The organism is Streptomyces sp. NPDC048248 (assembly GCF_043201875.1).
Taxonomy (GTDB): Bacteria; Actinomycetota; Actinomycetes; order Streptomycetales; family Streptomycetaceae; genus Streptomyces.
In genome coordinates this window covers 1-26942 of record NZ_JBICZL010000036.1, presented here as the reverse complement: position 1 = coordinate 26942, position 26942 = coordinate 1, and the positions used below count along the sequence as shown (strand labels likewise).

Annotated in this window: 31 protein-coding genes and 1 pseudogene; 23 read left to right on the top strand and 9 right to left on the bottom strand. The window is 66.3% G+C overall.

Annotated features, from left to right (window positions below; genetic code table 11):
- Positions 1 to 70: 70 nt before the first annotated feature.
- Positions 71 to 1954, top strand: a complete 1884-nt coding sequence (locus ACGFZW_RS37875; RefSeq protein WP_393897885.1) for a DNA/RNA helicase domain-containing protein — start codon at positions 71 to 73, stop codon at positions 1952 to 1954.
- A gap of 413 nt (positions 1955 to 2367) precedes the next feature.
- Here the strand turns inward: ACGFZW_RS37875 and ACGFZW_RS37870 are convergent, their stop codons facing one another.
- From ACGFZW_RS37870 to ACGFZW_RS37850, 5 genes are all read right to left on the bottom strand, one after another.
- Positions 2368 to 2514: a hypothetical protein gene (locus tag ACGFZW_RS37870; protein ID WP_393897884.1), complete on the bottom strand. Its 147-nt coding sequence runs from the start codon at positions 2512 to 2514 to the stop codon at positions 2368 to 2370.
- A gap of 476 nt (positions 2515 to 2990) precedes the next feature.
- Complete coding sequence (locus tag ACGFZW_RS37865; RefSeq protein WP_393897883.1) at positions 2991 to 3344, bottom strand: hypothetical protein; 354 nt, start codon at positions 3342 to 3344, stop codon at positions 2991 to 2993.
- Between the two features lie 2 nt (positions 3345 to 3346).
- Positions 3347 to 4093, bottom strand: a complete 747-nt coding sequence (locus tag ACGFZW_RS37860) for a hypothetical protein (RefSeq protein ID WP_393897882.1) — start codon at positions 4091 to 4093, stop codon at positions 3347 to 3349.
- Between the two features lie 13 nt (positions 4094 to 4106).
- The gene (locus ACGFZW_RS37855) at positions 4107 to 4412 is read right to left on the bottom strand and encodes a hypothetical protein (RefSeq protein ID WP_393897881.1); all 306 of its coding nucleotides are present in this window, start codon (positions 4410 to 4412) and stop codon (positions 4107 to 4109) included.
- Between the two features lie 13 nt (positions 4413 to 4425).
- On the bottom strand, positions 4426 to 4788 hold the full coding sequence (locus tag ACGFZW_RS37850) for a hypothetical protein (protein WP_393897880.1): 363 nt from the start codon (positions 4786 to 4788) through the stop codon (positions 4426 to 4428).
- A gap of 1507 nt (positions 4789 to 6295) precedes the next feature.
- Between ACGFZW_RS37850 and ACGFZW_RS37845 the strand changes: the two genes are divergently transcribed.
- The 4 genes from ACGFZW_RS37845 (at position 6296) to ACGFZW_RS37830 (ending at position 8829) form a co-directional block, all read left to right on the top strand.
- The gene (locus ACGFZW_RS37845; RefSeq protein ID WP_393897879.1) at positions 6296 to 6505 is read left to right on the top strand and encodes a hypothetical protein; all 210 of its coding nucleotides are present in this window, start codon (positions 6296 to 6298) and stop codon (positions 6503 to 6505) included.
- 3 nt (positions 6506 to 6508) lie between these two features.
- Positions 6509 to 7237 (top strand): helix-turn-helix transcriptional regulator, encoded by a 729-nt coding sequence (locus ACGFZW_RS37840; protein ID WP_393897878.1) that lies wholly within the window; start codon positions 6509 to 6511, stop codon positions 7235 to 7237.
- Between the two features lie 199 nt (positions 7238 to 7436).
- A complete protein-coding gene (locus ACGFZW_RS37835; protein WP_393897877.1) occupies positions 7437 to 8015 on the top strand; it encodes a hypothetical protein in 579 nt (192 codons plus the stop codon).
- Between the two features lie 466 nt (positions 8016 to 8481).
- Positions 8482 to 8829 (top strand): peptidase inhibitor family I36 protein, encoded by a 348-nt coding sequence (locus ACGFZW_RS37830; protein WP_393897876.1) that lies wholly within the window; start codon positions 8482 to 8484, stop codon positions 8827 to 8829.
- A gap of 266 nt (positions 8830 to 9095) precedes the next feature.
- Here ACGFZW_RS37830 and ACGFZW_RS37825 read toward each other — a convergent pair whose 3' ends face one another.
- The gene (locus tag ACGFZW_RS37825) at positions 9096 to 9671 is read right to left on the bottom strand and encodes a Uma2 family endonuclease (RefSeq protein ID WP_393897875.1); all 576 of its coding nucleotides are present in this window, start codon (positions 9669 to 9671) and stop codon (positions 9096 to 9098) included.
- A 1004-nt stretch (positions 9672 to 10675) separates the two neighbouring features.
- Between ACGFZW_RS37825 and ACGFZW_RS37820 the strand changes: the two genes are divergently transcribed.
- The 4 genes from ACGFZW_RS37820 (at position 10676) to ACGFZW_RS37805 (ending at position 12972) form a co-directional block, all read left to right on the top strand.
- On the top strand, positions 10676 to 11128 hold the full coding sequence (locus ACGFZW_RS37820; RefSeq protein WP_393897874.1) for a hypothetical protein: 453 nt from the start codon (positions 10676 to 10678) through the stop codon (positions 11126 to 11128).
- Between the two features lie 700 nt (positions 11129 to 11828).
- On the top strand, positions 11829 to 12275 hold the full coding sequence (locus ACGFZW_RS37815; RefSeq protein WP_393897873.1) for a hypothetical protein: 447 nt from the start codon (positions 11829 to 11831) through the stop codon (positions 12273 to 12275).
- Between the two features lie 62 nt (positions 12276 to 12337).
- Positions 12338 to 12595, top strand: a complete 258-nt coding sequence (locus ACGFZW_RS37810; RefSeq protein ID WP_393897872.1) for a hypothetical protein — start codon at positions 12338 to 12340, stop codon at positions 12593 to 12595.
- An 8-nt stretch (positions 12596 to 12603) separates the two neighbouring features.
- Complete coding sequence (locus ACGFZW_RS37805) at positions 12604 to 12972, top strand: hypothetical protein (RefSeq protein WP_393897894.1); 369 nt, start codon at positions 12604 to 12606, stop codon at positions 12970 to 12972.
- Positions 12973 to 13461: 489 nt separating this feature from the next.
- Here ACGFZW_RS37805 and ACGFZW_RS37800 read toward each other — a convergent pair whose 3' ends face one another.
- Entirely contained in the window at positions 13462 to 15021 is a 1560-nt protein-coding gene (locus ACGFZW_RS37800) for an FAD-dependent monooxygenase (protein ID WP_393897871.1), read from the bottom strand.
- A gap of 669 nt (positions 15022 to 15690) precedes the next feature.
- Here ACGFZW_RS37800 and ACGFZW_RS37795 point away from each other — a divergent pair.
- The gene (locus ACGFZW_RS37795; RefSeq protein ID WP_393897870.1) at positions 15691 to 16260 is read left to right on the top strand and encodes a hypothetical protein; all 570 of its coding nucleotides are present in this window, start codon (positions 15691 to 15693) and stop codon (positions 16258 to 16260) included.
- 171 nt (positions 16261 to 16431) lie between these two features.
- Here the strand turns inward: ACGFZW_RS37795 and ACGFZW_RS37790 are convergent, their stop codons facing one another.
- Positions 16432 to 17142 carry an HNH endonuclease family protein gene (locus tag ACGFZW_RS37790; RefSeq protein WP_393897869.1) on the bottom strand — a complete coding sequence of 237 codons (711 nt, stop codon included), beginning with the start codon at positions 17140 to 17142 and terminating at the stop codon, positions 16432 to 16434.
- A 1674-nt stretch (positions 17143 to 18816) separates the two neighbouring features.
- On the opposite strand from ACGFZW_RS37790, the gene ACGFZW_RS37785 reads away from it, so the two are divergent.
- The 13 genes and pseudogenes from ACGFZW_RS37785 (at position 18817) to ACGFZW_RS37725 (ending at position 26537) form a co-directional block, all read left to right on the top strand.
- Positions 18817 to 19521, top strand: coding sequence for a hypothetical protein (locus tag ACGFZW_RS37785; RefSeq protein ID WP_393897868.1), 705 nt, complete (start codon positions 18817 to 18819; stop codon positions 19519 to 19521).
- 288 nt (positions 19522 to 19809) lie between these two features.
- Positions 19810 to 20072, top strand: a pseudogene (locus tag ACGFZW_RS37780) (hypothetical protein).
- On the top strand, positions 20044 to 20565 hold the full coding sequence (locus tag ACGFZW_RS37775) for a DUF6879 family protein (protein WP_393897867.1): 522 nt from the start codon (positions 20044 to 20046) through the stop codon (positions 20563 to 20565). The pseudogene ACGFZW_RS37780 and the gene ACGFZW_RS37775 overlap by 29 nt, the downstream one beginning before the upstream one ends.
- A gap of 16 nt (positions 20566 to 20581) precedes the next feature.
- Positions 20582 to 21430 carry a helix-turn-helix domain-containing protein gene (locus ACGFZW_RS37770; RefSeq protein WP_393897866.1) on the top strand — a complete coding sequence of 283 codons (849 nt, stop codon included), beginning with the start codon at positions 20582 to 20584 and terminating at the stop codon, positions 21428 to 21430.
- Positions 21431 to 21523: 93 nt separating this feature from the next.
- A complete protein-coding gene (locus ACGFZW_RS37765) occupies positions 21524 to 22015 on the top strand; it encodes a restriction endonuclease (RefSeq protein ID WP_393897865.1) in 492 nt (163 codons plus the stop codon).
- A 195-nt stretch (positions 22016 to 22210) separates the two neighbouring features.
- Complete coding sequence (locus tag ACGFZW_RS37760; RefSeq protein WP_393897864.1) at positions 22211 to 22372, top strand: hypothetical protein; 162 nt, start codon at positions 22211 to 22213, stop codon at positions 22370 to 22372.
- Between the two features lie 29 nt (positions 22373 to 22401).
- Entirely contained in the window at positions 22402 to 22923 is a 522-nt protein-coding gene (locus ACGFZW_RS37755; protein WP_393897863.1) for an RNA polymerase sigma factor, read from the top strand.
- A complete protein-coding gene (locus ACGFZW_RS37750; RefSeq protein WP_393897862.1) occupies positions 22920 to 23624 on the top strand; it encodes a hypothetical protein in 705 nt (234 codons plus the stop codon). Before ACGFZW_RS37755 ends, ACGFZW_RS37750 begins: the two co-directional genes overlap by 4 nt.
- A gap of 443 nt (positions 23625 to 24067) precedes the next feature.
- On the top strand, positions 24068 to 24391 hold the full coding sequence (locus ACGFZW_RS37745) for a hypothetical protein (RefSeq protein WP_393897861.1): 324 nt from the start codon (positions 24068 to 24070) through the stop codon (positions 24389 to 24391).
- A 9-nt stretch (positions 24392 to 24400) separates the two neighbouring features.
- Positions 24401 to 24727 (top strand): hypothetical protein, encoded by a 327-nt coding sequence (locus tag ACGFZW_RS37740; RefSeq protein ID WP_393897860.1) that lies wholly within the window; start codon positions 24401 to 24403, stop codon positions 24725 to 24727.
- Between the two features lie 235 nt (positions 24728 to 24962).
- Positions 24963 to 25217: a ribosomal protein L7/L12 gene (locus ACGFZW_RS37735; protein ID WP_393897859.1), complete on the top strand. Its 255-nt coding sequence runs from the start codon at positions 24963 to 24965 to the stop codon at positions 25215 to 25217.
- A gap of 206 nt (positions 25218 to 25423) precedes the next feature.
- Positions 25424 to 25603, top strand: a complete 180-nt coding sequence (locus ACGFZW_RS37730; RefSeq protein WP_393897858.1) for a hypothetical protein — start codon at positions 25424 to 25426, stop codon at positions 25601 to 25603.
- Positions 25604 to 25883: 280 nt separating this feature from the next.
- Complete coding sequence (locus ACGFZW_RS37725) at positions 25884 to 26537, top strand: HNH endonuclease family protein (RefSeq protein WP_393897857.1); 654 nt, start codon at positions 25884 to 25886, stop codon at positions 26535 to 26537.
- Positions 26538 to 26600: 63 nt separating this feature from the next.
- On the opposite strand, the gene ACGFZW_RS37720 is transcribed toward ACGFZW_RS37725, so the two are convergent.
- A partial coding sequence (locus ACGFZW_RS37720; RefSeq protein WP_393897856.1) for an SUKH-4 family immunity protein occupies positions 26601 to 26942 on the bottom strand: 342 nt, incomplete at its 5' end.

The window sequence follows — 26942 nt, the reverse complement described above, 5'->3', positions numbered from 1 at the left end:
CGCCACTGACAGTGCGTCATTGTCCAAGGCCTCTGCTGGGGCCGTCAGTTGAGGTTGATATAGATCGCGTATGTATCTCTATGGGGGAACGGTTGCCGAGGCGGCACAACTGGTGGGCGATGAGGCGTTCATCGACGCGGTGGAGCAGCGCTTCGTGAAAGTCTTCGGGGTCGCTCCGGGCCGGGAGGAGGCGCGTAGCTGGCGCGTGAGCTGGCCTGCCCTCACTCAGATTCTCTGTGACGCCGGCTTGAATGCGGCGCACCTGCTGCTGGAGTACTCGCTGCCGGCCACGGGCGAGCGGGTCGATGCCCTCATCGTCGGCAGAGAGGCGAGCGGGCGTCTGTGCACGGTCGCGATCGAGTTAAAACAGTGGACCCGTGCCGATTTCCACCTTGCGCGGCCGGGCATGGTCCGTACGAGGGATCGCATCGTCCAACACCCCGCCCGCCAGGTCGGCGGGTACGTGCACTACCTGCAGCAGTGGGTGAGCCGCGAGGAGTTCCCGCTGACCGTCCGGGGTGCGGCCGTCCTCCATGATGCTCCCGCCGGCCTGATTGCCAGACTTCGTGCATCGGCCGACCGGGGCCCCTCCAGCGCCTTTCCGGTGCTGGGACGCGACGACCTCACGCCCACCCCCTCCGCCCAGGACCTGGCCCAGCGGCTGGGCTGCGCGGACCTGCAGCCCGCAAGCTGGGATGAAGTCGAACGATTTCTCCAGGTCGATCACCGGCCGTCGCCGGCGCTCCTGGAACGAGCCGGAGGCGTCATTGAAGGAAGTGACACGTTCACCCTCATTGGAGACCAAGACCTGGCTCGCCAGGAAATCCTGCACGCCGTGGACGCCGCACGTCAGACGGGCATGAAGAGCATCGTTGTGGTGACCGGGGGGCCGGGCACGGGTAAGACCGTCGTTGCCTGCAGGCTCTTGGGCGACCTGTGCAAGCAGCCCAGGAGCAATCCACGGCTCCTGTCCCCCTCCGGAACGCTCACACGCCAGCTGCGCAGGGCCGTCGGGGACGACTTTCGTGGCCTGATCGCCACGTTCCTCGACAAGGTCCCGGCCGGGGTCACGGATGGCAGCGTGGTCCTTCTCGACGAGGCCCACCGCGCCCGCACCTACCCCGGCCGTCAGCGGGCCGGCTTCCCGATCACCCTGGGCAAACTCCTAGGCCAAGCAGCCGTGAGCGTCCTGTTCCTCGACGAACTACAGGTCGTGCGACCGACCGAGGGAATCACCGTCGAGGAAGTTAAGCAGTACGCGGAGTCCAGCGGTTTCTCGTTCATTCCTATCGACCTGGTCAACGAGTTCCGATGCAACGGCTCGCGCGCCTACCAACAATGGGTCGATCACCTCTTTGAGCCCGAAGGAATCGTCCCGGCCTGGGCAGGCACCGACTACGACCTCGCTGCTGCAGCGGACCCCGAGCAGTTCACCCAGTGGGTTGCTGAGTACACCCACACCGGCCACGCAGCTCGAGTCACGGCCGGCTTCTGCTGGCCCTGGGAGTCTCCACCTACCCCGCCGCTCCACCCAGAAGTCGCGATCTCCTGGGAAGGGCCGGACGGGCCACGCACCTGGACACGCCCATGGAACTCTCGCGCCGATGAGCCCAGCTTCGACTATCCCGATGTGCCTGCCCGTCCCTTCTGGGCCACGGACAGCGGCGGCCAAGAGCAGGTCGGCTGCATCTATACCGCCCAAGGGATGGAGTACGCCTACAACGTGGTCATCATGGGCGACGACCTGGTCCGTCGCGGAGACCGCTGGATCGCCAACCCCAACGCCAGCCACGACTCCCAGCTTTGTGAACTCCCGCCGCATCGCTACCTGCAATACGCGCTCAACATCTACCGCGTCCTCGCCACCAGAGGCACGAAGGGCACCCGCCTCTACTCAACCGACGCGATCACCCAGACCTACTTGCAGACACTGATCCCGTCACCCGCCGAGTAGACCACCTGGCCGCCCTGAAGAGGGTGGAGATCTTTTCAGGGCTCGCGCCCTGCTGGACCGGCACACGGCGCCGACCGGGCGGGCACCGGCTGGGCCCTGTGCGAGTGGCGCCACACCTCGCTGACGCGCCTGACGAGCGGGGTCTTCAAGGAGGCGGCCTTTGCCGCCGGGGGCGTTCCGGCGGCAGAGGCCACGACCGTGCGGTACTTCCGGGCGCGGATACCTGCCGTGAGGCATCTGACCCTGATGAGGTCAACGCCCGATTCCTCGTGGCCGGTCAGGCTGAGGACCACGCCGGTGGTGCAGAAGCTCATAGTCGGTCAGCTGTAGGGCGGGAAGAAGTGGAGCCTCACTGCCAGCGCCAGGAGCATGGCTGGGCGGCGTGTGCCACCAGGCCCGCAGCCTTCGGGTTTTCACGAAGGGGAGGGTGAGGGCGAGGCAGACAGGGCCCAGCCGATGCCGAGGTTGCTGATGAGCGCGAACTTTGATGCCGCGTCGAGCTCGACCGCGTCGTTGCCGCGGGGCATGAGCTGGACCAGGGTGACGAAGGCCAGCGGCATTAAGGATCGTGGGCAGCAGGCATGCGCCCAAAACTGTGCCGGCGCGCAGTCGGCCACGTGCGCTGGAGGGCCTGGTGGGTGTCGTCACGATCCGAGAGCTTCCTTCGCGTGGCCAACATTTTCATCGAATTGGCGCCCGTACCGCTGTGCCCCTGGGTTCTGGTATGAGGGGCCGCCGTTGTAGCGGGTGGCGAACTCCTGCATCTGCTCGCGGGTCATCTTCGCTGGCGGGACGTCGGCGAAGCTGCTCTCGGCCTTGAGCTATGCCAGGTATCCCGAGGCGATGTAGACGTTCTGGGCCGGATCCTTTAGGGCGCCGGTGATCTCGTCGCGCTGTTGGTCGCTGAGAGTGCCCGGGCCCTATCCTGGCCTTGGATCGGCCGCAGCCAGGTGGCAAGGGCACCGTCACCGCAATTGAGACTGTTGGTAGCGTCGGCTTGTTGTGCTGTCGCTGTCCTCCACTGGCTGGTATGGGGTCAGAGCTCTTTGATCAGCCGTGTGATCACGGGCACCGGGAGGTGCGGGTACAGCGTCCTCAGATGCCGTACGACCGCCGCATCACCCTTTTCGTGCTGCACTTGGCGCATCTCTTCGGTCACCTCCATGCGGAAGTTCTCGTACGTGCGGAACGTTCGGTAGAACCAGTCACGCTGTCGTTTGCGATGGTTGTAGACCTGACCTGCCCCGAAGAGGACGAGGGAGGTCGGAAAGAGGGTGTTCGCGGGGGTCGGGTGCCTGTTGACCGCGAAGGCCACCGCAGCGCAGAGGCCAGCGATCCCCAGAAGCATCATCAGTGCCGCCAACGGATGTATGAGCTTCGGCTCGCGCATGCTCACGCCGTGCCCTTGGGCCAATTGCCCACAGGGGGGCCGGGGAAGTCACTGACGTCTTGCGCCTGACCCTTGACGCGGTTCAGTTCCTCAATCTGGGTTCCCAAGGCTGTGAGCGCCGCCAGGAGCGCTGTGCCTATGGCTGTGGCGTTCACCGCTGCCTCTTCCAGGAAGATCCCGAGACTGGCGAGAGCTCCGACCCCGGTCATCAGCGCGCCGATAGCTGCGACCGTAGCCATGATGAACTTCGCCAAGATGCCTGCCAGCGCGACGTAGAACACGAGCCCGGTGCTGGCGCAGATCGTGCAGGACAAGGACACCTGGTCCGCGATGGCCCCGATCCGCCCTGCGGCGGGGGACTGGCCCCGCACCGATGCCAGGTAGAGGTCGCCTGCTTCCCCCTTCCAGTGACGGGGAGCCTGCAGTGCCTTCCAGTCCGTCTGAGCCTGGACCTCCGATGAGGGGGTCTTGATCTTGTCAATCCAGTCAGTCGACATGTGGAAAAGCGTTATGGGAGCTTCCGCAGCCTTCAGTGCATCGTCAATCTTTTCGAGCACCCATTTCGCGAGTTCTTCCATCTTCTCGGCGATCCACATGATCGCATCAGCTATTTGTTGCGGAATGTACCAGTTATCGCCCCCCTTACGCGCCGCAGGGACGAGTTCCTTCTTCTTTTGCGACAGCTTGTTCACGCCGGACTTCAGCTCGTCCGACATGGCCTGGTACTGCGAAAGGCTAAAAGTGGTCATGCCGCCCCCCCGTTTAGTATGTTCCCTCTATGTGCGCCGTCGTGTCTTCTTCTTGGTTATCGTAGGCCGTCGCGTTCTTGATAAGGGCATCAGCGATTTCCTGCGTGCGCTGCTGCCCCTCCTTGCATCGGTCAGATATCTCGTTGACCGCCGTCTCGTAAGCTGCAAACACGATTTGGAATATTCCTGCTTCGAGGCGACTGATGCGCAGTCCCTCTACGTCATGGTGGAGCTTTCCCAGTGCGTCGCTTTGTTCATCCCACATACGTGCTTCGGAGCGCAGTACATGGGTGACCGTCTTGATATCGGGACTTGCCACGGGCGGACTCCTGTCAGAGGTTGTTGAGGCGCCTGGGGTCGCGGAGTACAGCTAGCGCCTCGTCGATCAGGCCGTCGAGCCGTGGCCCCTCTCCCGCTGCCCGCTCGGAGATGCTGGTGCGGGCCAGGGCGGAACGCGCATCAGCAAGCGCCTCATCGAGGGCCCTGTTGATCTGGATCACCGATGCTTTTTCGGCCCAACTCGCCTTGACCTCACAGGACGTGAGGGATGCGGGGGTGAGAGTGATCGTCACGTGGCCGGCAGGGTCCGATCCCGACGCTTGCACTCCTTGGTCGAGAGCGGTGTCGAAGTTGCCTGCAGCGCTCAGAGAGGAAATGGCATCTTCCACGAGCTGGTCCAGCGGACGGGAGATCACGTAGCGAGTGTCCCGCTCCTCCGGGGCAGGGGCCCCGTGCGCCTCGGCGCGAGGCGCAGGAGCGGCACCCCTATCCCCCATCCCCGGGCTCGTGCTCCAGGTGCCACTGGGCAGGTTCTGTGTCCAGGTATCCATGAGTTCAGAATGTGCATTGTGAGCAGCGTCGGCCACTGCCATGCCGAGGCCATCGGGGTTACAACGCTTCCCCCAGTCGGCGGCGGCTGTTATGCCCTGCGGAAGCCCGTCGCCATCCAACGTGACCCGTACTGCTCCCTGGGAGTCCGATGCTTCCGCCCTTTCGGGTCGGCTTCGTTGGAGGCCGGAAAGCATTCCCTGGATTTCAGTGGTGTAACTATGGAACTGCTCCAGTTCCTGGCGGAACGCATTGTCCATGCGGCTTTATCCCCCGTATCTCGGTACGTTTCCACGCGTTCGCGTGCAAACTCAACGCGTTGACCGTAACAACGCCCACCGTCAACGGGCAGCGTCAACTTGGTGGATCATCACAAGGTTTCATTACCTTCACCGGGTAGTCACACAACTGGTAGAAGTTTAAATAGCCAGGTCGGGGCCCGGTTCGCTGAAGAAATGGGCGACGACGACAACCATCGAGCGTTTTTGGCCACCAGATGTGCAAGCCATGGGCTGGCTCTCCGAAGACCACAAGGACTACAAGAGGCCGAGCGGTGGCTCATCCGCGCGTCCGCCTACGGCAGCCCGCTGCACGCGATGCCGGCGGACAAGACCATCGCCCACGGCAGGGACGAAGAGGCCGAGCCCTCCCTGCGCAAGGCATGGAGGTAGGGGCGGTAGGCGGCGTTCTTCACGGAGGCGGCGGGCTACTACGCCTCGTTCTGAAGCCGCCCGGGTGCCATGGGGGATCGTTGAACTGTGCGCTTCGCCGCCCTGCATCGAGGAGCTCCGCGCTCCCGCTGGCGGGTTGAGCTGAGGGTTTTGGGGACGGTAGCCCAGTCGATGTGTAATGGTCTGGCCAAAGGCGTTAAATCCAGCCATCGCGTTTGGCGAGAGCTGCGATGCGGGCAGCCCGGCCGCAACGTGCGGTCGGGCACAGGTCGGCTGGGCGTGCCGCTGGTGGCGGTGTCGGGGGAGCGGCCTGTGCTGCGCCGATGGCTCGGCGCAGCACAGGGCTGTGGCTGACACGAGCGCTAACACTGTCAGGCCACGTTCCCGTTGCACGGTGGAGCCCAGTACAACCGGGGCGGAGCAGATGCTCCGGTAGGCAACCTGGCATGCATGTGGTGGAGGGGCAACCCGGCTCCGGACAAGTTCACTTGCCTGCTGAGCTTCAGTGACGGTTGTTTTTGATGCACGGGTCGTGCCCGCGCGCCGGACGGATCGTGCATCAATCCACATAGGGGCGAGTTGGCGCGATCTTTCAGTTGAGCGGACCTAGGCCGAAAAGATGCCGATCGTGCCGGAGCGTGTCGCTAACCACACTCCGCTGCGCACAGACATGGAGCCCAGACCTCAACCGAAAGCGACAGACATGTTCCCTTTGCTCCCCACCGCGGCCTGCGTCGGCGTGCCCGCGCGACAACGCCTGCGTGAAGACCGCATCTTGGTGGTGATCGTGCTTGTCCTGGCCGTCTCCCTGGCAGTCAGCGGCATGACCGTTGCCACCGTGCTGGAACTCCTGGCCGGAGCCGGCTGGATCGCACTGCGCCTGACACGCCCTCACTCAGCGTCGGCCCGCTAGCGCATGGGCCGCCGGGAGAAACCTCTCGGCGACTGCGACAAGCCCGTACGGCAGCTGGCGCTGTGGCTTCGTGCCGTGCGCCAGCGTGCCGGGCTGACCTACACGCAACTCGCCGAACGGACCGACTACCACCCCACCACCCTGCAACGCGCCGCGGACGGCACACGAGTCCCCGCCGCCCACGTGGTGGGAGCCTACGCACGCGCCTGTAACGCTTCACCCGACGAAGCGGAAAGACTCCGCCGTGCTGCCAGCGCCCCCCGGATCAAAGACGCCCCCGCCGAGCCAGGCGGCCTTCGCATCGCGGCCAGCAACGACTCCCTACGGCAAGCCATGATCCGACTCCGAGAACAGGCGGGCCAGCCGTCTCTGCGCGAACTGGAAAGACGCGCCGGCCCCGGCCGGCTACCGCGCAGCACCCTGCACGACATTCTCCAGGGCCGCACTGCCCCAACCCACGACCAGCTCGCCGCCTTCCTCTACGCCTGCGGGGTACCTGCGCGCAACCTCCCAGTGTGGACGAAGGCCTGGAAGCGCGCCCAGATCGTCGATCAGCCCCGCGCCGCCCGTCCCGAGACCGCGGAAGCGGAAGCCGACCCTGCAGATCCCGGATGGGAACTTCTTCGGCGAGTCGTGTCCGCCCAGATGCGCCAGCGCAATCCGGAACAGGTGACCGCCAGGTTTCTGGCCGTGCACGCCGGACCTGGCAGCGCCATGCTCGGGCCTCGGTAATGCCAGGGTTACGGCCGCGGTCGCCGCTGGCTCGCTACCAGCGGGAAGCCATACGCATCGCTGGCGCCCAGCGCCCGCTTCACTGGCGCTTCATCACCACTCCCGTGAGTGACGGTTTTGAGGATTTGCCGGTTGTCGAGCGGCTACTTGGGCATTGTCGGCACGGACAGGTCTTGGCATCGTCGGGGAGGGCGCAGCGATGGGTTGGCGGACTGAGGAGTTCGGGTCATCGCACGAAGGGCTGGCGGGAGCGGTGCTCGCCGACGGCAGTGAACCGAAACCGGTGTTTCTGGACACCGGGAGTGGTTCGCACATGCACCAGACCACCGAGTGGTGGGCCTACGACGGCAAGCTGAGCCGGCAGCGGGCGCAGGCGGTGCGGGGGTCGTGTTCGTGCGGCTGGCGGGGCACGACCCGCTACCCCATCGACTGGACCCAGCGGGACCACGAGGGCCTGCACGATCTCGACATCTCCGGCCCACGCGACGACTGGGCCCAGCACATCGCCGACGTAGAAGCACGCTCCGTGCCGCTGCCCAGCGAAGTGGACGACCTGCTGGAGCAGCTGGCCAACCAGCTCGACGCCCTCACCACCGACGCGCCACTGGCGGCGTTGAAGGCCGTGGCGGCCCTGGAACGCCTCACGGGGCGTGTCGGTAGGCAGGCCGCCTTCGCAGCGGAGGCTGAAGAGCTGTCCTGGGAGGTGATCGGTGGGGCCCTGGGACTCACCGAGAAGGACGCTCGGTCACGTCTGACTCACTACAGCCTCCGGCGCTGAGACCACCACGGGGGCGGCTGCGCTTCCTGCGATAGTCATCGTCCGCGGGCCTCGTGTCGGCTGAAGTGTGGGGCGATGCGCGTACGGCGGGTGGGCCTGGCCGGAGGCGTGCCCCGAAGTCATCGACCGGGCCCACTCCGCACTCCCGAACAGGGCGCCCTCACCTGCGACCGGACGCCCTTTAGCCCGGATATGGCATGTCATCCGAGGCGACAAGCCTGTGGGGTGGGCCCTACCGGGTGTGAGTGCTTGAGGTGCAGGAAATTGCGATGAGGCGAATGCGGGGGGGGTGCGAGGGATTCGATTCTACGGCAGCTGGTCGGGCTCAGCCGGTCTGCTTCCTGCGCGTCCTGTGCCGTCCAATCTTGACTGTGTGCCACCGCAGTTTGATCAACCACGGCAGTACGTCATCAGCATCTACTACGGTGTGTGACGTCTTGGAAACACTTAGTGATCTGGAGCTGTGATGAGCGAAGCGGTCTTCTTCTCCGATGTCAACCACCAAGGCAAGAGTGCAGCCCTCGGTCCGGGCCGACACGTCCTCGATGAAACCTTCAACGACACCATCTCGTCCGTGCGAGTTCCGGACGGGTGGACGGTCACCTTGTTCGACGGCCGCGACTTCGACGGTGAAAGCCTTGAACTCACCAGCGACGCACCCAGTCTCAGCAGCGGGATCAACGACCGCACCTCGTCCATCGTGATTGCGGACGGCGGGACCCCCTCCCAGACGGCACAGGTCAGCGGCAGCGCCTTTACGGAGATCGACCAGTCGAACGCGAACGTGGCGGTCAACTTCTCCGAACTGTGGTGACATCCCTTCGGCTCGGACGACGGTGCGCCCCAGAGTGACCCGGCGGCATGGAAGGGCCCGCGGGTTCGGCGCGCGCTTCCATGCCGCCGGAGAGCGACGCCCCGATACGCGGCAGTATGCCTCTTATGCGGGCCAATTGGAGCCGTTCCGTTCGATCGCCTATCGAACGGTTTAGTAACCGTAGTCTCCACGCCGAAGGCCTCGGCGATCCCTCGCCGCGGCCTTCGGTATCAGCCGGCAGGAGTTGATCGCCCGGCGGGCGAGTCTCAGCCTCCTGGCTGGGCGATCCCGGCTGGATCGATGTCGAACGCGAAGGGCTCCGTGAGGCTGGTCATCGCGCCCGGGAGCGCGGTGGCTGTCTCGACGTATCGACCACCGTCCAGCTTGCTGCAGATCAGGCGCGGGGCGGGGTCGAACTCCAAGCGCCAGTAGTGCGGGATGGCGGCTTCCGCGTACAGCAGCGGCTTGAGCTTGCGGTCCATGGTTTTGTTGCCGGGTGAGACCAGCTCGACGACCAGTTGCACGGCGTCGGCGTCGATGCTGACGGCGTCCTCTGCGGTGGCACCCGCGTCGGCGACGACGATGTCCGGCACCACCAGGCCGGACGGCAACGTGACGTTGATGGCCTCCAGGATCTCCACCGGGGCACCGGCCTTACAAGCCGCCGCGTCCAGGGCGACATGCAGGCGGAAGCTGGCCCGCTGGTGGCGCAGGCCAGGAGCGGGGGACATCACGAGCGACTCCCCCAGCAGTTCGTAGCGGGTCGTGCGGTCTTCGGGCAGGGCCAGGACTGCCTCGACGGTCCAGGGCCCGTGGTGCTGCGTAAAGCTGGCAACGCTCATCCCTTCACCTCCCATCACGTACTGACAGTGTGGCCCAGCGCTGAGGCCGGTGTCTCCCATCCATGCTCGGTGGAGTGACGGGAAGGGCCAGTCTCGTCGGACACTGTTCGTCAGGCTGGATCAGAGTTTGCGCCAGTCGTCCGAGATCATGATCCGGGCGATGCGTTCCGGGCACGCAGTAGTGGCCGCTGCCCGTGCGTCGCTGGGGTGCACGGGCTGTGCGCTCATGCGCCATCTTCTCAGCGTGAAGACGCTCGGGGATTTGGTCGAGGACCCCGACACGCTTCACACAGCGGGTTGCCGCCTTGGCCGTACCGCCGAGTGACCTGTCTGCATCTGGCGCAGGGGCCGAGTTGTTCTACGGCACAATCCAGTTCTGCGGCCAGGGCTTGCCGCTCTGGCTGGGCCTGCGGAGGTGGAACAAGTCGGCTGACTGTCGGCGCTGGCGGAGGAGGGGGAGGGGGCTGCTGAACGCGCCAGGGCGGCACTCCCGGGGGACGGGCGTGCTGGCGGGCCGGCGAAGGTTGTGAGGGAATTGCGGGGGCGACGCTCCGTCGTTGAGCATCGATGTACGAGAGGAATGTCGTCTCTCTCGACCCAGGTGAGCTGGTCGACGGGAGCTTCGCCGGGCTGGGGTCGGCGGCTGCCTTCTGTACGGGGATGGTGATGCCTGCGTGCAGGAGCTCGCCGGTGTCGCGGGGGCTGTTCCCCCGGCGTTTCTTGTCCTCTAATCGCCGGTCGTAGGAGCACTCCCTGCTGAGGAGGCGGTTTTCGGCGGGGGCGTTCTCGGCATCGTCGACGGCGCCGGCCTGCGGTTCGGCGGGGGCTTCTCCGGTAGCGTCGAAGTACCTTGCCCGGTCGTCCGTGGTGACCCACAGATGGGATGCGCGTCGTCGGCCTGGCTGGACGGGCAGGTAGAGAGGGACGTACTCGCCGGCGGCGGTGGAGGCAATCAGGTGGTCCAGGTGCAGCCCTAGAGCAGGGGCCCAGGTGCCGTGCCATTGGTGACAGCGGCCGTATCCGCGGTCAGGGCAGGGCAGGGGATTCCGGCTGTCACAGAGGAGCATCTTGAGTTTCTTGACGCCTCCGCGGACCAGGAGGCCGTTGCCGTTGCGGAGGATCTCTTCGGGCATGTGATCGATGCGAGCCCAAGGGGTGCGGTCGATCAGGGGGGCGCCAATGTCGTCGGTGGTCCAGAGTGGGCTCAGTCCGTCGGAACGAGCAATGTCGCTGCGCTTGGCCACGGAGTGGGCGGTTGCATAGGAAAGCTGGATCTCGCAGCCGAGTTGGAGGCCGTTGTCGCCGTGGACGAGGACGTCTGTCTGGCGTCGGCCGTCAGCTGCCCTGGCTTCCAGCTCGGCGCTGTAGCCGGCTTTCTCAGCAGCCCGCGCGATGCGCTCTTTGAGCGCCTTGTGCCGAGGGCTCTCCGGGGCGGTGGGGTGTCGGGCATCGCTTGAGTAATGGACGGCAACCGGGCGGCCGCGCCACAGCCTGAGGAACATCCACTGGGGGCACCCTGGGTCGTTTCGGCGGCAGTCCAGGCATTGCAGGTCACCCTTGACGGTCTTCCCGTATAGGGACTCCCACAGCCTGCGGTCCGCAGGGTCGTCGAGGTCCAGCATGGAGAGGTTGATTTCGCCGAATTCCTTGTGGAACACACCGTGCGCCATACCTACGAAGCTACGCGCTGCCACTGACAACCAACAGAACGCGACGCCCAGGCCAAGGAAGGCCAGCCCCGGCTGTCCTTCGGGCCTGGCCTTCTTGATCCAGCCAGCGTCTGGCGCGGCTGTGGCCTTGCGCTCGTCGTGTCAGGACTCTCCGCTGGCCATGTCAACGAACCGGCTGTAATGCAGATGGTTGGCAACGGTGATCTTGGGGTGGCGCTGACGCCACCATGGCAGAGGTCTACTTCAAAGACCGCGGCCGCCACGCGGGTGGCCTCCTGGTGGAGTTCGCCGACATCGACTACATGGAGGAAGGTGGCGCACGGTTCTACCACCGACTTCGACGATGCCTTCCACCGTGCTGAGGTGGGGATCCTGGAGGGCCCGAACACGGGCTTGAGCCGTCTGGCCGGGTCAAGGACACGGGGTTCTACCTGGAGTTGCAGAGCAATTCCACGGAGGGCGGCTTCCCGTCCCCACCGCTCGTGTCATGTCCGTGGACAGTCCGATCACTTCCAGCGAATCGATCGAGCTGCAGACGGTCGAGGAGGTTGATGATCTGATCGCCGGCCTTCGAGAAGCCTGTGGGAAAAGCGCGGCTGGCGGACTTCGATGGCTGAGCACGGCCTGTAGACCTGCATTGGGCGCCGCCGTAAAGCTAGGGCGGGCGGCGCCTGCGCAAAGGAAGTCGCCCATACAGCTCCGGGCGGCGCGTGGTGTGGGCGATCGGTCAGCGGCCGGAGAGATCAACGGCCGCGCCGCTTGGGTTGCGGCCAGTTTGTTGGCAGCCCGAGACGCGGTCGTCGCCGGCACCACCTTCGGTCGGCGCGGGCCGGGGCCGCTTCGCCAGGCCGACGGGGGCGACCTGGTGCGCAACGGTGCGCGCACGTCGACATCGCTGGCGGTCCAGCTGGCATCTGCCAGCCGGAATCCTTAACCTCGACTAGATGGGTACGGGTACGTACCCGTACCCTGTGGGGATGGGAAGGAGTTACGACGATGTCTGATGCCAATGTCCGTATCCCCGAGGAGGCGAAGGACCGGCTTGCCGCGATCGCGGCCGCCGAGGGCCTGTCGCTGCGCGCCTATCTGGCGCGCCTGGCCGAGACCCTGCTCACCCCGGCCGAGCGCGCCGAGCGCGCGGAGCAGGCTCTCGCCGCACTGAAGGCGTGGAACGGTTACGCCCCCACCGCGGCCCAGCAGCAGGACCTGGACAGTGAGCTCGACCGGCGTCTGGCTCAGGTGACCGGCCGGTGAGGGACGCCATGCACATCGTCCTGGACGACACCGCGATGACTGCGGCCGGCCAGGGCAACGTCCTCGCCTCCCGTCTGATCCACCGGGCTCACGCCGAACCCGGCTGGTACCTCTACGCACCGACGTGCGCGCTCGTCGAAGCCGACCGTGCCAGGCCCGGCACCGCCGAGCACCTCGCCGCGCTGCCCGGCATCACCGTCCTGGACCTGGACCTGCCCGCCGCCCTGGCCGTGGCGCAGCGGGAGACATGGGCCGCGGCCCACAGTCAGTACGCGGCCCAGCCCACTGCGGACCGCCCCGACGGGGCGATCGTCGCCACCACCGCGCCGAAGCGCTGGGATGGCGAGCCCGTCCGCGTGCTGGACCTCAATGCCTGACCACGGCCCACGGTGCGGCTCCACCGGATTCGGTGGGGTATGGGCCCCTCGTGGGGTGAGTGCCTGTGTCAATTTTCCGAATCCAGGGCGCCCGCTTCACGCGCGGGAGTGATCGCGCTCATGCCACTTGCCAGCCTTATGCGGTCGAAGGGATGGTCAGCTGGCGTCCGGGTTCCTGCCCACGAGAACGATGGCACGGGGAATGGGGTGGCGGCCCTGGACGCCTCGCCGGGCGCTTCGGTAGGCAGGCTGCCTTCGCCGCGGAGGCCGAAGAGCTGTCCTGGGACGTAATCGGTAAGGCTCTGGGACTCACTGATAAGGACGCCCGGTCCCGTCTCACCCACTTCAGCCTCCGGCGCTGACACCACAGCTGCTGACGAGGCACATGCCTCCTGGGCGCAGTTCAGTGCAGCCGAAGCTGCGGTGGTGGTAGTCGCGGGGACGGTATGGGTTGCTGAGGCCGCCGATCAGCTGCGCCGTGTCGGTGGATCACCCCGGCGTCACTGTCCCCGCTGGTACTCCGAACCACTCCTCCAGCGCCTCTGCCAGCCCGCCCAACGTCGGCGCCTTCTCCCCCGCGTCGGCTGCCCAGGCTGTGAAGCCGTCCGGACGGACGAGGACCGCTGCCAGTTCCGGGCGGGAGGGGCAGCTGGCCGTCAGGGTGTCGACGCGGCCGGCATATCCCGCAGCCAGGGCCCGGAGCTCCGGGTCGTCGGTGAGGTCGAGCAGGAGTGCCCGGCCGCCGTGGAGGTGGTCCGCGAGGCGGCTGCCGTCGGTGAGCTCGAGGTCCGGGGTGCTGCGGCCGGTCAGCGGGTGCTCGCCCGGCAGGTCGTACCGCACTCCGCCACCGTTGAGCCGCGCGGTGAGGTACGTGGTGCCCGTTACCGTCTCCGCCAGGTCGCTGACGATTTCGCGCAGGGCCCGGGACTGCGGGTCCGGGCGCATGGCCGCGACCTGGGACCGGGTCCAGTCCAGGACCCACGCACCGACCGGGTGCCGCTCGGCGGTGTACGTGTCCAGCAGCCCTTCCGGCGCCCGGCCGGCGATGACTGCGGCGAGCTTCCAGCCGAGGTTCATCGCGTCCCCGATGCCCAGGCTCAGCCCCTGGCTGCCGAAGGCGGAGTGCACGTGCGCCGCGTCGCCCGCCAGCAGCACCCGGCCTTTGCGGTATTCGGTGACCTGGCGGGCGTGGTCGGTGAAGCGGGTCGCGGTCTGCACTTCGGTGATCGTGATGTCCACGCCGGATACGCGGCGCAGCCGCGCCTGGAGGTCCTCGGTGGTGACCGGCGCGTCCCGGTCGGCCGGCGGGCCGTCGAACTCCACGGTGACGATGCGGCCTGGCATCGGCCCGTGGGCGTACACTCCGGTGTCCGTGGCGGTCCAGCCGACCTTCAGGTCCTCGGCGCCGGTCATCTCCACGACCGCCTGGTGACAGGTGATCTCCGGCTCCGTACCGGGAAATTCGAACCCCGCGAGCTTGCGGACCGTGCTGCGGCCTCCGTCGCAGCCCACGAGCCAGCCGGCGCGTATCGCCCCGTCGCTCGTCCGCACGGTGACGGCCTCGTCGTCCGCGTCGAAGCCGGTCAGCTCCACTCCCCGACGCACATCGACGCCGAGCTCGTCCGCCCGCCCGCCGAGCAGCCGCTCGATGTCCTGCTGCGCCACGAAAGCGATCTCGGCGGCGGGCCCGGCGTCGCCGAGGCCCGGCTCCGTATGGTCGACCAGGGCGGCGCGCAGCATGATTCCGGCGAAGTGCCCGACGATCCCGAGCCCTTGGCCCGCGGCAACGCCTCCGTCCCCGCCGTTCCGTTCGCGCATGAATGCTTGGAAGCGGTCCATCGCCTGCCGCTGCACCTCGGCAAGCGCGGGCAGCATGCCTCGGCGGTAGAGCGCCTCGGCGCTGGGCGTGGTGATAGCCCCGCCCTTGATCGTCGGGTTCACTTCGGTGAGGCGCTCCAGGACGGCCACCCGCGCGCCCCCGAGCCGGAGCTCGCAGGCCAGCATCAGTCCGACCGGGCCGCCTCCGGCCACCACTACGTCATAGTCCATGGCGCCGACTATGACCGAGGGCAGAAAAGGCCAAAAAGCCGCCGCGGTGTCAAGGGACCGGCCCCGCGGCGAAAGTGTGGTCGAGGGGCGGCGGAGCCCCCTGGTACCACCGGGCGCTGGTGACTCTCCGACAGCCGCGCGCGACCCGGCGACGACCGCTACGTCCGTCTTCCCTCCCTGGACATGGCGAAGGGCCGGACGGATCGTCCGGCCCTTCGGTGAGCGTCGCCGGGTGCTGGTGGCCGGCCGGCTCACGGCGCCTATCGGTCAGTGCTGTTGGAACCAGAGCACGAGCCACCCGACGATCGCTGTCCCCAGCGCTGTCGACGCACCGCGGACGAGACCGGTGGTTGCCTCGCCCGACAGCCGACGCAGCGCCTTCCGCGAGGTGGAGACGACAGCGGCGGGGGGCTTGGTTAATCCGTGACGGCTCGTAGGCTCAGAGGTGGACACAACGACTCCTTCTCACATTGGTGATCGTGGTTCAGATGCAGAACGGCTCCCTGTTGCACCAGGGAGCCGTTCTTCAATTGTCCCGTACAGACGGGCCGACTGACAGGAACAGCACCCGGCGACCGTCCCCTGTCCTCGCAGGACCACCTCACCGACCTGCATAAATGACGCTATGTCAGTTGCTACTTGCGGACAGTGCTTACATCTCCGGCGAGAATGAGCGAGCTTTCCCGAGACAAGCTGAGTCATCGCGAGGTATCCGTGGACTTTCTGCGTCAACGGAGAGGGGAAGCCATGGGCCGGGTCTTGAGGATGCCGGGAGAGGACCAATTGCCTCCGGGCCCGAGAAGGAGGTTCGTAGAGGGCCTCTTCGCCTACTACCGGTCAGCCTCCAGGCCGACGCTGCGAAAGATCGCCGAGCTGATTCCGCTGACATACCCTGAGACGACCGGCAGCCCGGAGACCATCCGCCGCACGCTCCTTGGACTGTCCACGCCGGCCAACTGGAGCACGGTCGACGCGATACTCACGGTCCTGTGCGAGCTGGCGCAGATAGATCCCGATGCGACCACAACCTCCACCGACGACCCTTGGGCAGTCGGCGGCCCTGCATCACCCAGGGCGGAGATCAAGGCGCTGTGGCACACGGTCTTCGACGCCGATCCCCAAAGCCCTGGGACAAAGCCCCTGGACGCTGAACATCGACGAGGTCCGCAGCCTGGCAGTGATCCCTGGGACCCGTCCTGGCCTGAATCTCCGTCGTACAGCGACGAACCTCCCTTTTAGGGATAGCCCGGCTACGAGTGGCAACCCTCGGCACACTGGGCTGTCCGCTCTCGTGGACAAAGCCACCGCCGTCTGGACCTCGCGCTTTCTGGCGCTCCCCGGAGGGTCGTTACCTCGCGGACTCAGAACGCCTCGCCCGGCGGCCGCGGTCAGCGTGCCGCCGGGCCACGGTCATGGCGCGGGTGTGAACTTCACGGTTGCTTCGGTGCAGCTGGCGGCGAGCTTGGCGAGCACTTTGCCTTCGGCCGGGTCGATGGTGAGTTTCCAGCGGAGTTTGGCGGTTACCCAGTCGGTTGTGTAGGTGCAGGAGGCGTCCTTGGCGGGTGGCATCCATTCGGCGGGGTCTTGGTCGCCTTTGGAGCGGTTGGGGCCGGAGCTGACGGCTACGAGGCTGCGTTGGGCGTCGAGGTCGTTGGCGTACTTCTCGCGGCGCTCGTCCGTCCATTTGGAGGCGCCGGAGTCCCATGCTTCGGCGAGGGGGACGAGGTGGTCGATGTCGAGGCGGGAGGCTTCGGTGACGGTTTTGCCGTCGTAGTAGGAGCGCCAGGTGCCGCCGATCAGTTTGCAGCTCGCGCCTTGGCGGGGCTTGGTCAGGGCCTCCGTCAGAAGGACTTCCTTGCGGGTGTCGCAGCCGTCGTGGTCTGCGTCGATCCATAGGTGGAACTTGTCTCGCTCGTATCCGGTGCGCGATTCTTCGGCGACTTTCAACTGCTCAATGGCGTCGGACAGTCGTAGGCCGGCGTCGGCGGGTGGGGACGCGGCCGGTGCCGTGGCTGATGGCTGCTTGGGGTCGTCGTTTCGTGAAGCGTCGCCAGAGCATGCGGCGACCGTCAGCAGTAGGAGCGGGCATGCCAGGGCGGTGAGTCGGCGAGCGGGGCGCATACAGCTCCGTGGTGTTCAGGTGAGGCGACGTCAGTGCATCGCGTCTACCCGGAGCGACCGGCTCATCACCCATCTCGTGCGTTCTACGGTCACCGAGCGTCCAAGGTCCCTGCGAGTTCGCCCCACCCCCGAGAGGTCAGCCCCTCGACCGGCATGCCCTCCGCGGTGAGGCATTGCGTCGGCCCGTGCCAAGTGCGGCATTCGGTGCAGTTCCAGTCCGTGCACAGCGCCGACACCGTGGCCCATGAGCTGCACCAGCAACAGCGGCGCGTCACCTCGAACCAGCCGCCGGGCATCGTGGCAACGCACCTCGCCTCTCGGCGCATTTCTTCCGGCGGCGGGGCGTGCGCAGCGTCTCGGCGGGGGCCGCAGGTCGACGTAGGCGTCCGGGCAGTCGTCATGACGGCATGGTGTCGCACCTGCCCAAAGCTTCACATATCTAGCGCTGGTGGACGGCGAGAGTTCCCCTGAGTGGCCCGGCGGGACTAGGTGTGTGCGAGTGATGGCGTCGGAATGGGGAGTTGCGACGAGCAGTCCGGTGGGCGTGGGGTGCCGATGCGAGATCCTGTTCCGCAGGCTGAGAGGATTGCGCCGACCGCAATGGATGAGGGGGATGAGCATGGCCGTACTGGTCTTGTGCGGCGTCGTGGTGTTCGCTGTGGGGGCGTGCGGTTGCGTCGTGTGGGCGGCGCGGGGCGGTCCACGCTGGGTGCGCGCGGTGTCCGCTGTGATCTTGGTGGCGTGCGAGCTGGTGAGCTTCGTGGTGGGTAAGGGTCGACGCCCAGGTCTGGGGCAGCGCAGCAACTCCGACGATTAACTTCCATTGCGTCCGAACCTGATGCAAGTGGGCGATCTATCCCATTGGTCTTCTCGCTGGACCTGTGAGACAGGCACTCGAGGCGAGTTGTGAGCCCGGTGCATGCAGTTTCGACGACAGGTGCTGCTGGCGCTCGGGCGGGTTCTCGACCTCGGCTACGGCCGGGGCCCTTGTTCCGCTGGCCTCAGTCGATCGCCGCAACCACGCGCGCCGGTAAATGGATGTCTTGCGAACTCAGTTCTCCGATAGCGCCCTGGGTGGCCAGAAGAATCGTCATACCGAAAGAGCCGGTTTCTCCCAGTTGCACTGCTGGAGGGGCGTGTTAGGTTGAGCGCCAGCTAGAACCGCAATTAATGCTCACGGCAAGGGGAGCCAGTATGTTTGCAGCGGCGGGTCCTGGAGTATGGATCAGCTTGGCGGTCGTTGTTCTCGTCGCAGCCGCAGGAGTGACGTGGTTCCTTCGGCGCCGATAGAGCGTCACCACTTCTAATCTCTGCGCTCTCATATCGCTTGAGCCCCCGCAGCCCCTGACCAGGCTGCGGGGGCTCAGTGATTCCCCACTCCCTTCTGGATGCGCTCGCAAAGCTGCTTTAAACTGGCGATTTAGGACATTTGCCTCTGTCTGGAATGGCCTGACCAAACCGCTCGAAGCGGAACCTCATATGCAGCTCAAGTGCAGGTCAGGGAGTTGTGGAGTGATCATTTGGTGTGCCAAGATCGCCGAGGCGCCGCGGGATAGACCACCCAGCAGGCGTCACACGGGGGGCGTACGCGGGGATTCCGCGAGTTTGACCACCCCTCATATTGTTTGAAGCGATCGCAGCGTGCTCTGCGAATTGAAAAATGGGGGAAGCAGGATGCGCACTATCTCTCGCGCTGGCACAAAGGGTGCTGTTGCAGGGGCTCTCGCCGCGATGACAATGGCGATGATCCCCGGGCAGGCGACTGCCGCTGATCTCGGCCCCACAGCATCGCCGGATGCATACGTCAAGTGGCTTGAAGGCAAGTCCGATGCAGGTGCCAACGAGGTGGCCAAGCAATTCAAGGCGCTTCCTGCGGAGAAGCAGACGAAGTTCCTGGAAGACCTCAAGGACCCTGAGCTCAACAAGAACTTCCTTTCCGCGGGCAGCGGTGACAAGGCTGCCGTCCGTGCCGCCAACGCAGCGGGTGACGCAGTGGTGGAGAGCGGCACCGAGGGCGGCGAGGGGACCGGCGGCATCGCGGCCAGGGCCGCAAGCGACGACCGCTGGGCGTCGCACTGGGTGACCGACACCCTGTTCGGGATCAAGGTGACGAAGGTCGAGCTGAAGGTCCGGTATCGAGTCTCCGGAGGCAAGGTCACCAAGGTCCTCGGGTCGGCCGCCTCGTATTACAACTACGTGCCTGCCACGAGCTTTAAGAACACCCCGGTCAAGGAGTGGGTCTCAGCGGCTCCGGCCTCCAACGCCCACGCCGAGACAACGTGGACCGGCGACATCACCGGGCTCGCCGAGTGGAGCTGCGTTCACCACATCTGGGCGGACGGTAGGGGTCTCATCAAGGGTGAGCTGAAGCGCGTCTGACCCCACACATACACAACGCAGTTGGCCGTCAGCTCCTGCTGACGCCCAACTGCGTTGTGTGCACGGCGGCCTCCATCCATCAGACCCCAGCGTTTGCACCCTCACCTTCCCGTAGCGATCCCCAACGTGGACAAGCCAAGGCATGGTCGACTCCAGCGGCACCGCATGAGCGGCTCACTGTGGCGGGTCCAGACTCCAGCGGACCACTCCGGAGGGGTCTTGACCGCGCGGCAGGGGCCGCGGGACGGTCTCTGCAACTGTGCGTGATGAACCGAGCGGGAGGCCGCGATGACGTTACGGTTTGTCGGGATGGACCCGAACACTGGTGGCGAGGGATCGCCGACGGTGTGGGTGGAGGAGGAGAGTGCCGACCTGGTCATCCAGGGCGATGAGGCCGATGACCTCCTCAAGGCCCTGGTCGGCGGCACCCTATGGGTGAGCGGGCACGCGCGGGGCACCCCGACCACGAGCGGGTGATCCGTATCCCGGCCCGCATGGTGCCGATCCTGAGGGAGGCGTGCGATGTCGCTGAACGCGACACCCTTCGCTGAGCTGCTGGCCGCCACCCGCCACAGCGCCGTCCACCTGGAGATGCGCGACTCCTACGCGGTCGGTGACGAGGGGGAGGACTTCGAGGAGTTCCTGCGCACCGGGGTTGCGAACACCGACCCGGCGCGGTCGTTCTGGCCGCAGTGGGTGCCGCTGGTCGCCGACGCGGTCACCCGCGGGGTGGTGATGCGCCGCGCGAGAATCGTCTCGGAGCCGGTCACCGACTACATCCGCTACGAGCACGCCATCACGGCCGTCAACGTCCAGGTGGGCGAAGACGTCCGCTGGCTGCCGCGCCGGCACGCCTCCGACATCGCCCTGCCAGGCAACGACTTCTGGCTCCTGGACGAACGCGTGGTGCAGTTCAACCTGTTCGCCGGCGCCGGCGACTGGGCGGGCAAGGACCGCACCGACGATCCAGCCGCTGTCGCACTGTGCGCGGCGGCGTTCGAGCCAGTGTGGGAGCGTACCCCGCACGAGAAGTACACCATCTGACCGGCGACGTCAGCTCATGCCCACCTCCCCGTCCTCCAGCGCCCAGGCCGCCCGCGAAGCCCTCGCCGTCCGCCTGGCCCATCTGGTCAAGGACGCCCAGCTCACCGGGCGTGAGCTGTCCGCCCGCTGCGGCTGGCACCCCGCCAAGACCTCCCGCATCCTGCGCGGCAGAGCCGCGCCCTCCGACGCCGACCTCCGCGCCTGGTGCACCGCGTGCGTAGCCGACGACCAGGTGGACGATCTCATCGCCACCGCACGCGCGGTGGAGTCGATGTACACCGAGTGGCGGCGCCTGCACCGCGACGGAATGCGCCGGGCCCAACAGGAAGTCCTCACCCGCAACGCCACCGCCAGAACGTGCCGGGCCTACGTCTCCAACGTGATCCCCGGCTTCTTCCAGACCGCCGGCTACGCCGAAGCCCTGATGCGCACCATCACCGACTTCCAGGGCACCCCCGACGACATCCCCGAAGCCGTCGCAGCCCGCCTGGCCCGCAGCCGCTTCCTCTACGAAGGCGGCCACCGCTTCGTCGTCCTGATCGAGGAATGGGTCCTACGCGCCCGCATCGGCGACACCCAGACGATGGCCAGCCAACTGCAGCACCTGCTCACCGTGATGCCGCTGCCCTGGGTCTCCCTCGGCATCATCCCCCTGACCGCCCCACGCACCGTCTGGCCGCTGGAGGCGTTCTACCTCTACGACGACCACAACACCGTGGTCGAGACCCTGACCGCCGGCATCAGCGTCCGCCAGCCCCGCGAGATCGCCGACTACACCCGGGCATTCACCGCCCTGTCGACCATGGCCGTGCACGGCGACGCCGCCCGCGTTCTCATCCGAGCCGCGATCGACGCCCTGGAGTGAACCTGCGCAACTATCCGCAATTTCGTTGAGGCCGCCCCGCCGCCCTCCTTAGCGTCGTAGCACTGATGGCATGGCCAGGAGAGGTGGCAGCTGATGTTCTTACGGCGACCCGAATACGGCGTCCCTTCGCCTGCGCTGCTGGCCCGCGCCGCCCACGGCCTGGAGTACTTCGGCGAAGCGCCGGCGCCCAGCACGCGCACGGTTCTTTACGACCCCGAAGGCAGGATCGAAGCGGAGCTCCCGCTCGACCGCGGACCCTACGAGGCCCTCGTCGCAGCCGTGCTGACGTGGAGCGATCCGGACACCGCCCTGCAGGCCTGCGACTACGAGCAAATCGCGGTGCAACTGACCGGCCACGCCCGCGCCGTCGCATCTGACGTCCGGCGATCCCTTGCCTGTCTGCCGAATGAAAGCGGCCGACGGGCACTCGCCGAGGTGGTCCTGGCCGAGGCACAGCGCCGACTATCCGTGCCCGCGAAAGGAACGCTTCGCTGCGTCCAGGAACGGGCCCGTCTGGTGCGAGCCCTCTACGAACGCCTCGACCGGCTCGACGTAGCGTCTACGACCGCCACCAGCACCTCCTGAACCTGCAAGATGCCCGCAGGTGACGCCCACGCGTCACGGGCAGTTGATGATCAATCACCTCCGCGTAAGATTTTCTGCTCACCCGATGCACGAACGGGGCCCGGAGATCGCTATAGGTGCAGAGGATGCGCAAGGCACCTCGGGGCGCACAGGCATCGCGCGCCTCACCCACCACCGGAGGGGATTCCCGACTCCGTGACGCTTCATCTCGTAGGAGACCTGCTGACGGCCGCTGTGTCCGTGCGCGTCTTCGGTCATGACGCTCTGGCGGTCCTGCGCCGTCTTGCCGCGGCGGGCGTAGCGATGGGCATGTCCGAGCTTCGCGGCCGGCGCACCGGCGTGGGAGGTGGGCTGTGACCAGGCTCCGGCGTACCGCAACCATCCCGATGACCGAGCTGCCCGCTGACTTCCGTGCGTTCCACCAGCTCTACCGCGGCCCGTACATCCACTGGGCAGAGCTGTATCTCGCCAGCCGCGCCGACGCGGAGGAGGCCGTCGACCAGACCTTCGAGGAGCTCTACCTCGGCTGGACGGACGTCCTGCAGCATGAGAATCCGAATGCCTATGCGTGGGTGGTCGTCAAGCACCGCACGATCGACTACGCCCGCGCCCGCGGCCGCCGGCCGGCCCTGATCGACACGGCAGCATTCGAGACCGCGGCCCTGCGCAACGCGGTCGACAAGATCGGCGAGCTCGAACAGGGCCTGCACATCTACGCCGCCATCCGAGCCCTGCCCGAGCGCCAGCACGACACCGTGGTGCTGCGCTACTGCCTGGGCTACACCGTCCGCGAAACCGCAGACATCCTCGGCGTCACCGAAGCCGGCGTCCGCTCCACCACCCGCTACGCACGTCGCCGCCTACTACAGATCCTGAACAACTCCGTGGAAGGGGAGGACCTGCGATGAGCGAGGCCATCGACCGCGCGCTCGCCAAGGCCCGCCTGCCGCGCCAGACCTACACAGACATCAAGGCCGCCGAAGCCCGCCTGACCGCGCGCATCACCGAGCGCATGTGGAACGGCGCGCTGCACTTCGATGACCAGATGGAACCCGCCCGCGCAGCCGCCGCCAGGGCAGCGGACCGAGGCAGCCTGCCCCGACGCATCCATCACCGTCACTTGCGCACGTTGTGCGAGACGGTGGTGGCGCGGGAGCTGCACAAGCTCAGCACCTTCCTGACCCGGCAGATCCTGGAACCGGACGGGGCGCGGGTCCTTGGGTGTGTGCTGCACCTTGCCCAGCGCAACGACAGCGCCCAGTTCTGGTGGCAGTTCGCCGCCGGCGCCGGCGACACCGGGGCGGCATGCTGCCTCTACCTGCACCACATGGCGCTGGGAGAGGAGGAACAGGCGAAACTGTGGTTCGACCAGGCCGGCCTGGAGGTCCACATGCCCGCGACCCCGGAGTTCGTTGACCGGCGAGACCTGGTGGCGGCACTGCGGATCCTGGAGGTCCTGCGGGACGAGGAAGACCCGCACGTCTCCGCCGCCGCCACAGCAGTCATCGCCTACGTCCCTGACGCCTTGGGATTCGTCGAGGACGTCGACCTGCCGCTGCCTGCCGCGGACTTCGCTACCCGCATCGAGGAACTCACCGCCTGCGACTGACGATCACCGGTACAGCCAGGTGGAGGGCTGAGCACCTTGCCGCACTGGGACGGGGCATTTCCTCCTCCTCCGCATAAAGCCAACACTGAGCATGCGAGTTGCTGAACGCCGCCAACTATGGAGATCAACCAAGTCGCGTTTTGGTGGGGGGTACCGCTGAGAGGTGGCAAATTACCCTACGTGGGCGGGGCGTCGGTCACCATGGGGAGAATGTAGCCACCCATAAAAATAGCTCGAACTCACGTTCCGGCGCTGATAGAATTGTCCACGACACAGCATCACAGGAAACGGGGAACCTGTTGAGGACTGCAGAGTCGATAACCGTCGGAACACTCCTAGCGTGCATGGCGTTGCCCGCAGTTTCTGAACCGGCGTCGGCGCACGCGGAACCTACTGCAGCAGTAGCTGCGAATGCGTGTTCCGGAAAGTCCAAGGCTCACGTCGTGAGTAAGTACTACCGAGGCGTCAAGCTTGCTGCGGTGCTCCGCTGCGGTACGAGCAAGTGGGGCTACAGGCACCTGGTGTCGAAGGGGCGGTGGAGCACCAGCTTCGGCAAGAAGATCAGCAGGACTGTTGCGACCGGAGCGGTCGATTACCAGGGGCCAGGGCAAGTCATCTACGTGGACCGGCGTAACCAGTGCCCTCCCAAGGAGGTCTTCAGGGTCATCGTCAACCCTGGACCCTACAATGTTGATCATCGGATCAACCCGCAGGGTGTCATCACCGCATACAGGCCGACGAACGCCGCGTCCGCAACTTCCTGCTAGGAGAGTCCAATGCCATCTGCTCAAGGTGTCCGAGACCTTCTCGTCCCGCACCTGATGGGAAGGCTTGATTCCTCCGGTTCCACCCTGGAGGTCACCGACCTGGAAGTCATCGAAGAGGGCCGCAAATTCACGGTCGTATTTGAATTGACTGCACAGGGCGAGCGATGGCGCGTGCGGATCCCCTGCGACAGTTCGGAAATGGGAATTTTCGACGGCAACCCACCGTATGATCTGATCCGGTACACGGCAACGATGCTGCATATCCGGCTCTTCGAATGGTGGCAGACCAAGGGATCCGAACGCCAAGCGGCAAAGCAAGGCGAACGCATCGACTGACCCAAGTATGTGTTCGCTGGCGCGATCCCAGGAGGGGTGGCCAGGGTGGGCGAGCCGTGATCGGGCTCGCCCACCCTGGCGCCGTTGACACCCCAACGCCGGCGTCCGCAAGCCTTTGGAACAGGGCGTATGGCTGAGGATTCGGCTGGCGGCTATGCGTCGCAATTTCGACTGAGCGTCTGAGGAGACGGCTGGTGTCACGCCGTGAAAGTGGGGGAGAGCGACCGAGTACTTCATGCTCGTCTGTGATGAGCCGGGGAACGATGTCGTGCTCGTGGACAGGGGGACTCGGCCCATCGAGGTCGTGCGTGCACTGCACAAGCTGACGGGGCTGAGCCTGTGGCGCAGCAAGGTTGCGACCGCTGAACTGCCGGCGACGCTGCTCAGGGACGCTTCCGATGATCAGGCTGCTGCGTTGGTGGAGGCACTTCGCGAGGCGGGAGCGCAGGCCGAAGTTCGACAGGCGCAGACACCGTCGGGCCGGAGTTGAGGGCTTGAGTGGTGAGCACGTTGAAGCAAGTCAGTCGCGCATCCCCGGCTGGAACGGAGCCCCATGAGTCCCGATGTGTACAGGCACGCCCGCTGCTCCAGGAGGAGCATGAGGAGCTGGTTCGCAGCAAGCGTCAGCTACCGATCCGTGAAGGGTTTCTACGACGTGCCGCCTTGGCGGACCGCAGCAGCCTCGCCGTTTCATCCGTGGATGAGGAGCAACTGCAGGAACTCGTCCTCACCGCGCTGAAGCTGGTCCGTTACGACTGCGAGCATCAAACGGCGGCCGGCCCGCTCTACCTCGCGGAGGGCACCTTCGACAGCCCCGCTGATGAGCTCCGGGCCTACATCCGGCAGGAGTACGCCGCGTGGGCAGCCGCCCGCTAGCCCACGATGCATCCTTGTGCCGGCGGTCTTCCCCGCGGCGGGAAATGACGCTGTGCGCGTACGAACAACTTGGCCACCCCTCGCGTTCTGACTTGCCTCGGCGATACCGGCGCCGGCGTGCTCGATCTGCGGAGGGCCGGCGGGACCACGCACCACGGGACGAGCGCTGCCCCTGCTTCGCCTACGTCGCGCTTCTGGTGCGGTACGACTTACCGCTCTGCCGGGTGAGAGCCCCGCACATCCCTCCCGAAGTCTCCTGTGAGGGCGCTATCAACATCTCATGATCAAGATGACTGTCCGCGCCTTCGCGGCCGCGGCCCTCGCCCTGCTTCCCCTCAGCGCAGCTGCCACGCCAGCGCACGCCGCCGAGACGCTCAGCCTTCACGATGCGATCGAAGGCCTTCCGCTAGCCGAGGAATCCCGCGAAGGCTACGAGCGCACCAAGTTCAGGCACTGGATCGATGAGGATAGGGACGGCTGCAACACCCGGGCGGAAGTCCTCCTGGCCGAAGCCATCACCCAGCCCAGCGTCGGGGTCGGCTGTAAGCTGACCGGGGGCACCTGGTTCTCGTACTACGACAACACCGAGGTTCAAGGCCCCTCCGGTCTCGACATCGACCACATGGTCCCGCTGGCCGAGAGCTGGGATTCCGGAGCGTCACAGTGGACGGCCCAGCGTCGCCAGGCCTACGCCAACGACCTGGGCGCCGAACGCTCCCTCATCGCGGTCACCGCCCGCAGCAACCGCTCCAAGGCCGACCAGGACCCCGCCGAATGGATGCCGTCAGCCCCCGACGCACGGTGTACCTACCTGTCCGACTGGGTCGGCACCAAACTGCGCTGGTCCCTCACCGCCGACCAACGCGAGAGCGACACCCTGCGCCAACTCGCTGCCGGCTGCGAGGACACCACCGTGCAGTACGAGCCGGTATAGCCACCCCACTGCAGTTCGGGCCCTGACGAACGCCTGGTCGCCATCGTCTGCTGTGGTCGGCTCCTATGTGTCTCTTCCGCCTGTGGTCAGTGGACGAGTCCAGCCGTCGTATTGAGCCCCCTGCCGGTCAATGGTCGACAGGAGATCATCGAAGTGGCTGCGGATGACGTAGGCATCGTGATCGTTCACGCGTGTGCTTACCATGCGCAGGCCTCGGTGCAGAGCGAGCAGCATCGCGGTGAAGTGGGCAAGGCTGGAGGCGATGAGTTCGTCGTCTTCGTGCTCGTCGAGGAGCAGCACTTGGCCGCTCTCGCCGTCGATGATGACCGGTGTGTTGTGCCACGTCCCGATGGAGAAGTCAGGCCGGGTGGGATCGTCGGGCCAGGAGATCTCTTGCAGTCCTTC

Coding starts and splice junctions, on each gene's coding strand:
- ACGFZW_RS37830 (WP_393897876.1), top strand. CDS start 8,482: ATGAGCGAAGCGGTCTTCTTCTCCGATGTCAACCACCAAGGCAAGAGT.
- ACGFZW_RS37735 (WP_393897859.1), top strand. CDS start 24,963: ATGCTCGTCTGTGATGAGCCGGGGAACGATGTCGTGCTCGTGGACAGG.
- ACGFZW_RS37795 (WP_393897870.1), top strand. CDS start 15,691: ATGAGCGAGCTTTCCCGAGACAAGCTGAGTCATCGCGAGGTATCCGTG.
- ACGFZW_RS37835 (WP_393897877.1), top strand. CDS start 7,437: ATGGGTTGGCGGACTGAGGAGTTCGGGTCATCGCACGAAGGGCTGGCG.
- ACGFZW_RS37765 (WP_393897865.1), top strand. CDS start 21,524: ATGTTCTTACGGCGACCCGAATACGGCGTCCCTTCGCCTGCGCTGCTG.
- ACGFZW_RS37870 (WP_393897884.1), bottom strand. CDS start 2,514: ATGCCGCTGGCCTTCGTCACCCTGGTCCAGCTCATGCCCCGCGGCAAC.
- ACGFZW_RS37860 (WP_393897882.1), bottom strand. CDS start 4,093: ATGACCACTTTTAGCCTTTCGCAGTACCAGGCCATGTCGGACGAGCTG.
- ACGFZW_RS37825 (WP_393897875.1), bottom strand. CDS start 9,671: ATGAGCGTTGCCAGCTTTACGCAGCACCACGGGCCCTGGACCGTCGAG.
- ACGFZW_RS37790 (WP_393897869.1), bottom strand. CDS start 17,142: ATGCGCCCCGCTCGCCGACTCACCGCCCTGGCATGCCCGCTCCTACTG.
- ACGFZW_RS37755 (WP_393897863.1), top strand. CDS start 22,402: ATGACCGAGCTGCCCGCTGACTTCCGTGCGTTCCACCAGCTCTACCGC.
- ACGFZW_RS37840 (WP_393897878.1), top strand. CDS start 6,509: ATGGGCCGCCGGGAGAAACCTCTCGGCGACTGCGACAAGCCCGTACGG.
- ACGFZW_RS37865 (WP_393897883.1), bottom strand. CDS start 3,344: ATGCGCGAGCCGAAGCTCATACATCCGTTGGCGGCACTGATGATGCTT.
- ACGFZW_RS37805 (WP_393897894.1), top strand. CDS start 12,604: ATGCACATCGTCCTGGACGACACCGCGATGACTGCGGCCGGCCAGGGC.
- ACGFZW_RS37845 (WP_393897879.1), top strand. CDS start 6,296: ATGTTCCCTTTGCTCCCCACCGCGGCCTGCGTCGGCGTGCCCGCGCGA.
- ACGFZW_RS37815 (WP_393897873.1), top strand. CDS start 11,829: ATGTCCGTGGACAGTCCGATCACTTCCAGCGAATCGATCGAGCTGCAG.
- ACGFZW_RS37875 (WP_393897885.1), top strand. CDS start 71: ATGTATCTCTATGGGGGAACGGTTGCCGAGGCGGCACAACTGGTGGGC.
- ACGFZW_RS37785 (WP_393897868.1), top strand. CDS start 18,817: ATGCGCACTATCTCTCGCGCTGGCACAAAGGGTGCTGTTGCAGGGGCT.
- ACGFZW_RS37750 (WP_393897862.1), top strand. CDS start 22,920: ATGAGCGAGGCCATCGACCGCGCGCTCGCCAAGGCCCGCCTGCCGCGC.
- ACGFZW_RS37770 (WP_393897866.1), top strand. CDS start 20,582: ATGCCCACCTCCCCGTCCTCCAGCGCCCAGGCCGCCCGCGAAGCCCTC.
- ACGFZW_RS37725 (WP_393897857.1), top strand. CDS start 25,884: ATGATCAAGATGACTGTCCGCGCCTTCGCGGCCGCGGCCCTCGCCCTG.
- ACGFZW_RS37740 (WP_393897860.1), top strand. CDS start 24,401: ATGCCATCTGCTCAAGGTGTCCGAGACCTTCTCGTCCCGCACCTGATG.
- ACGFZW_RS37800 (WP_393897871.1), bottom strand. CDS start 15,021: ATGGACTATGACGTAGTGGTGGCCGGAGGCGGCCCGGTCGGACTGATG.
- ACGFZW_RS37810 (WP_393897872.1), top strand. CDS start 12,338: ATGTCTGATGCCAATGTCCGTATCCCCGAGGAGGCGAAGGACCGGCTT.
- ACGFZW_RS37775 (WP_393897867.1), top strand. CDS start 20,044: ATGTCGCTGAACGCGACACCCTTCGCTGAGCTGCTGGCCGCCACCCGC.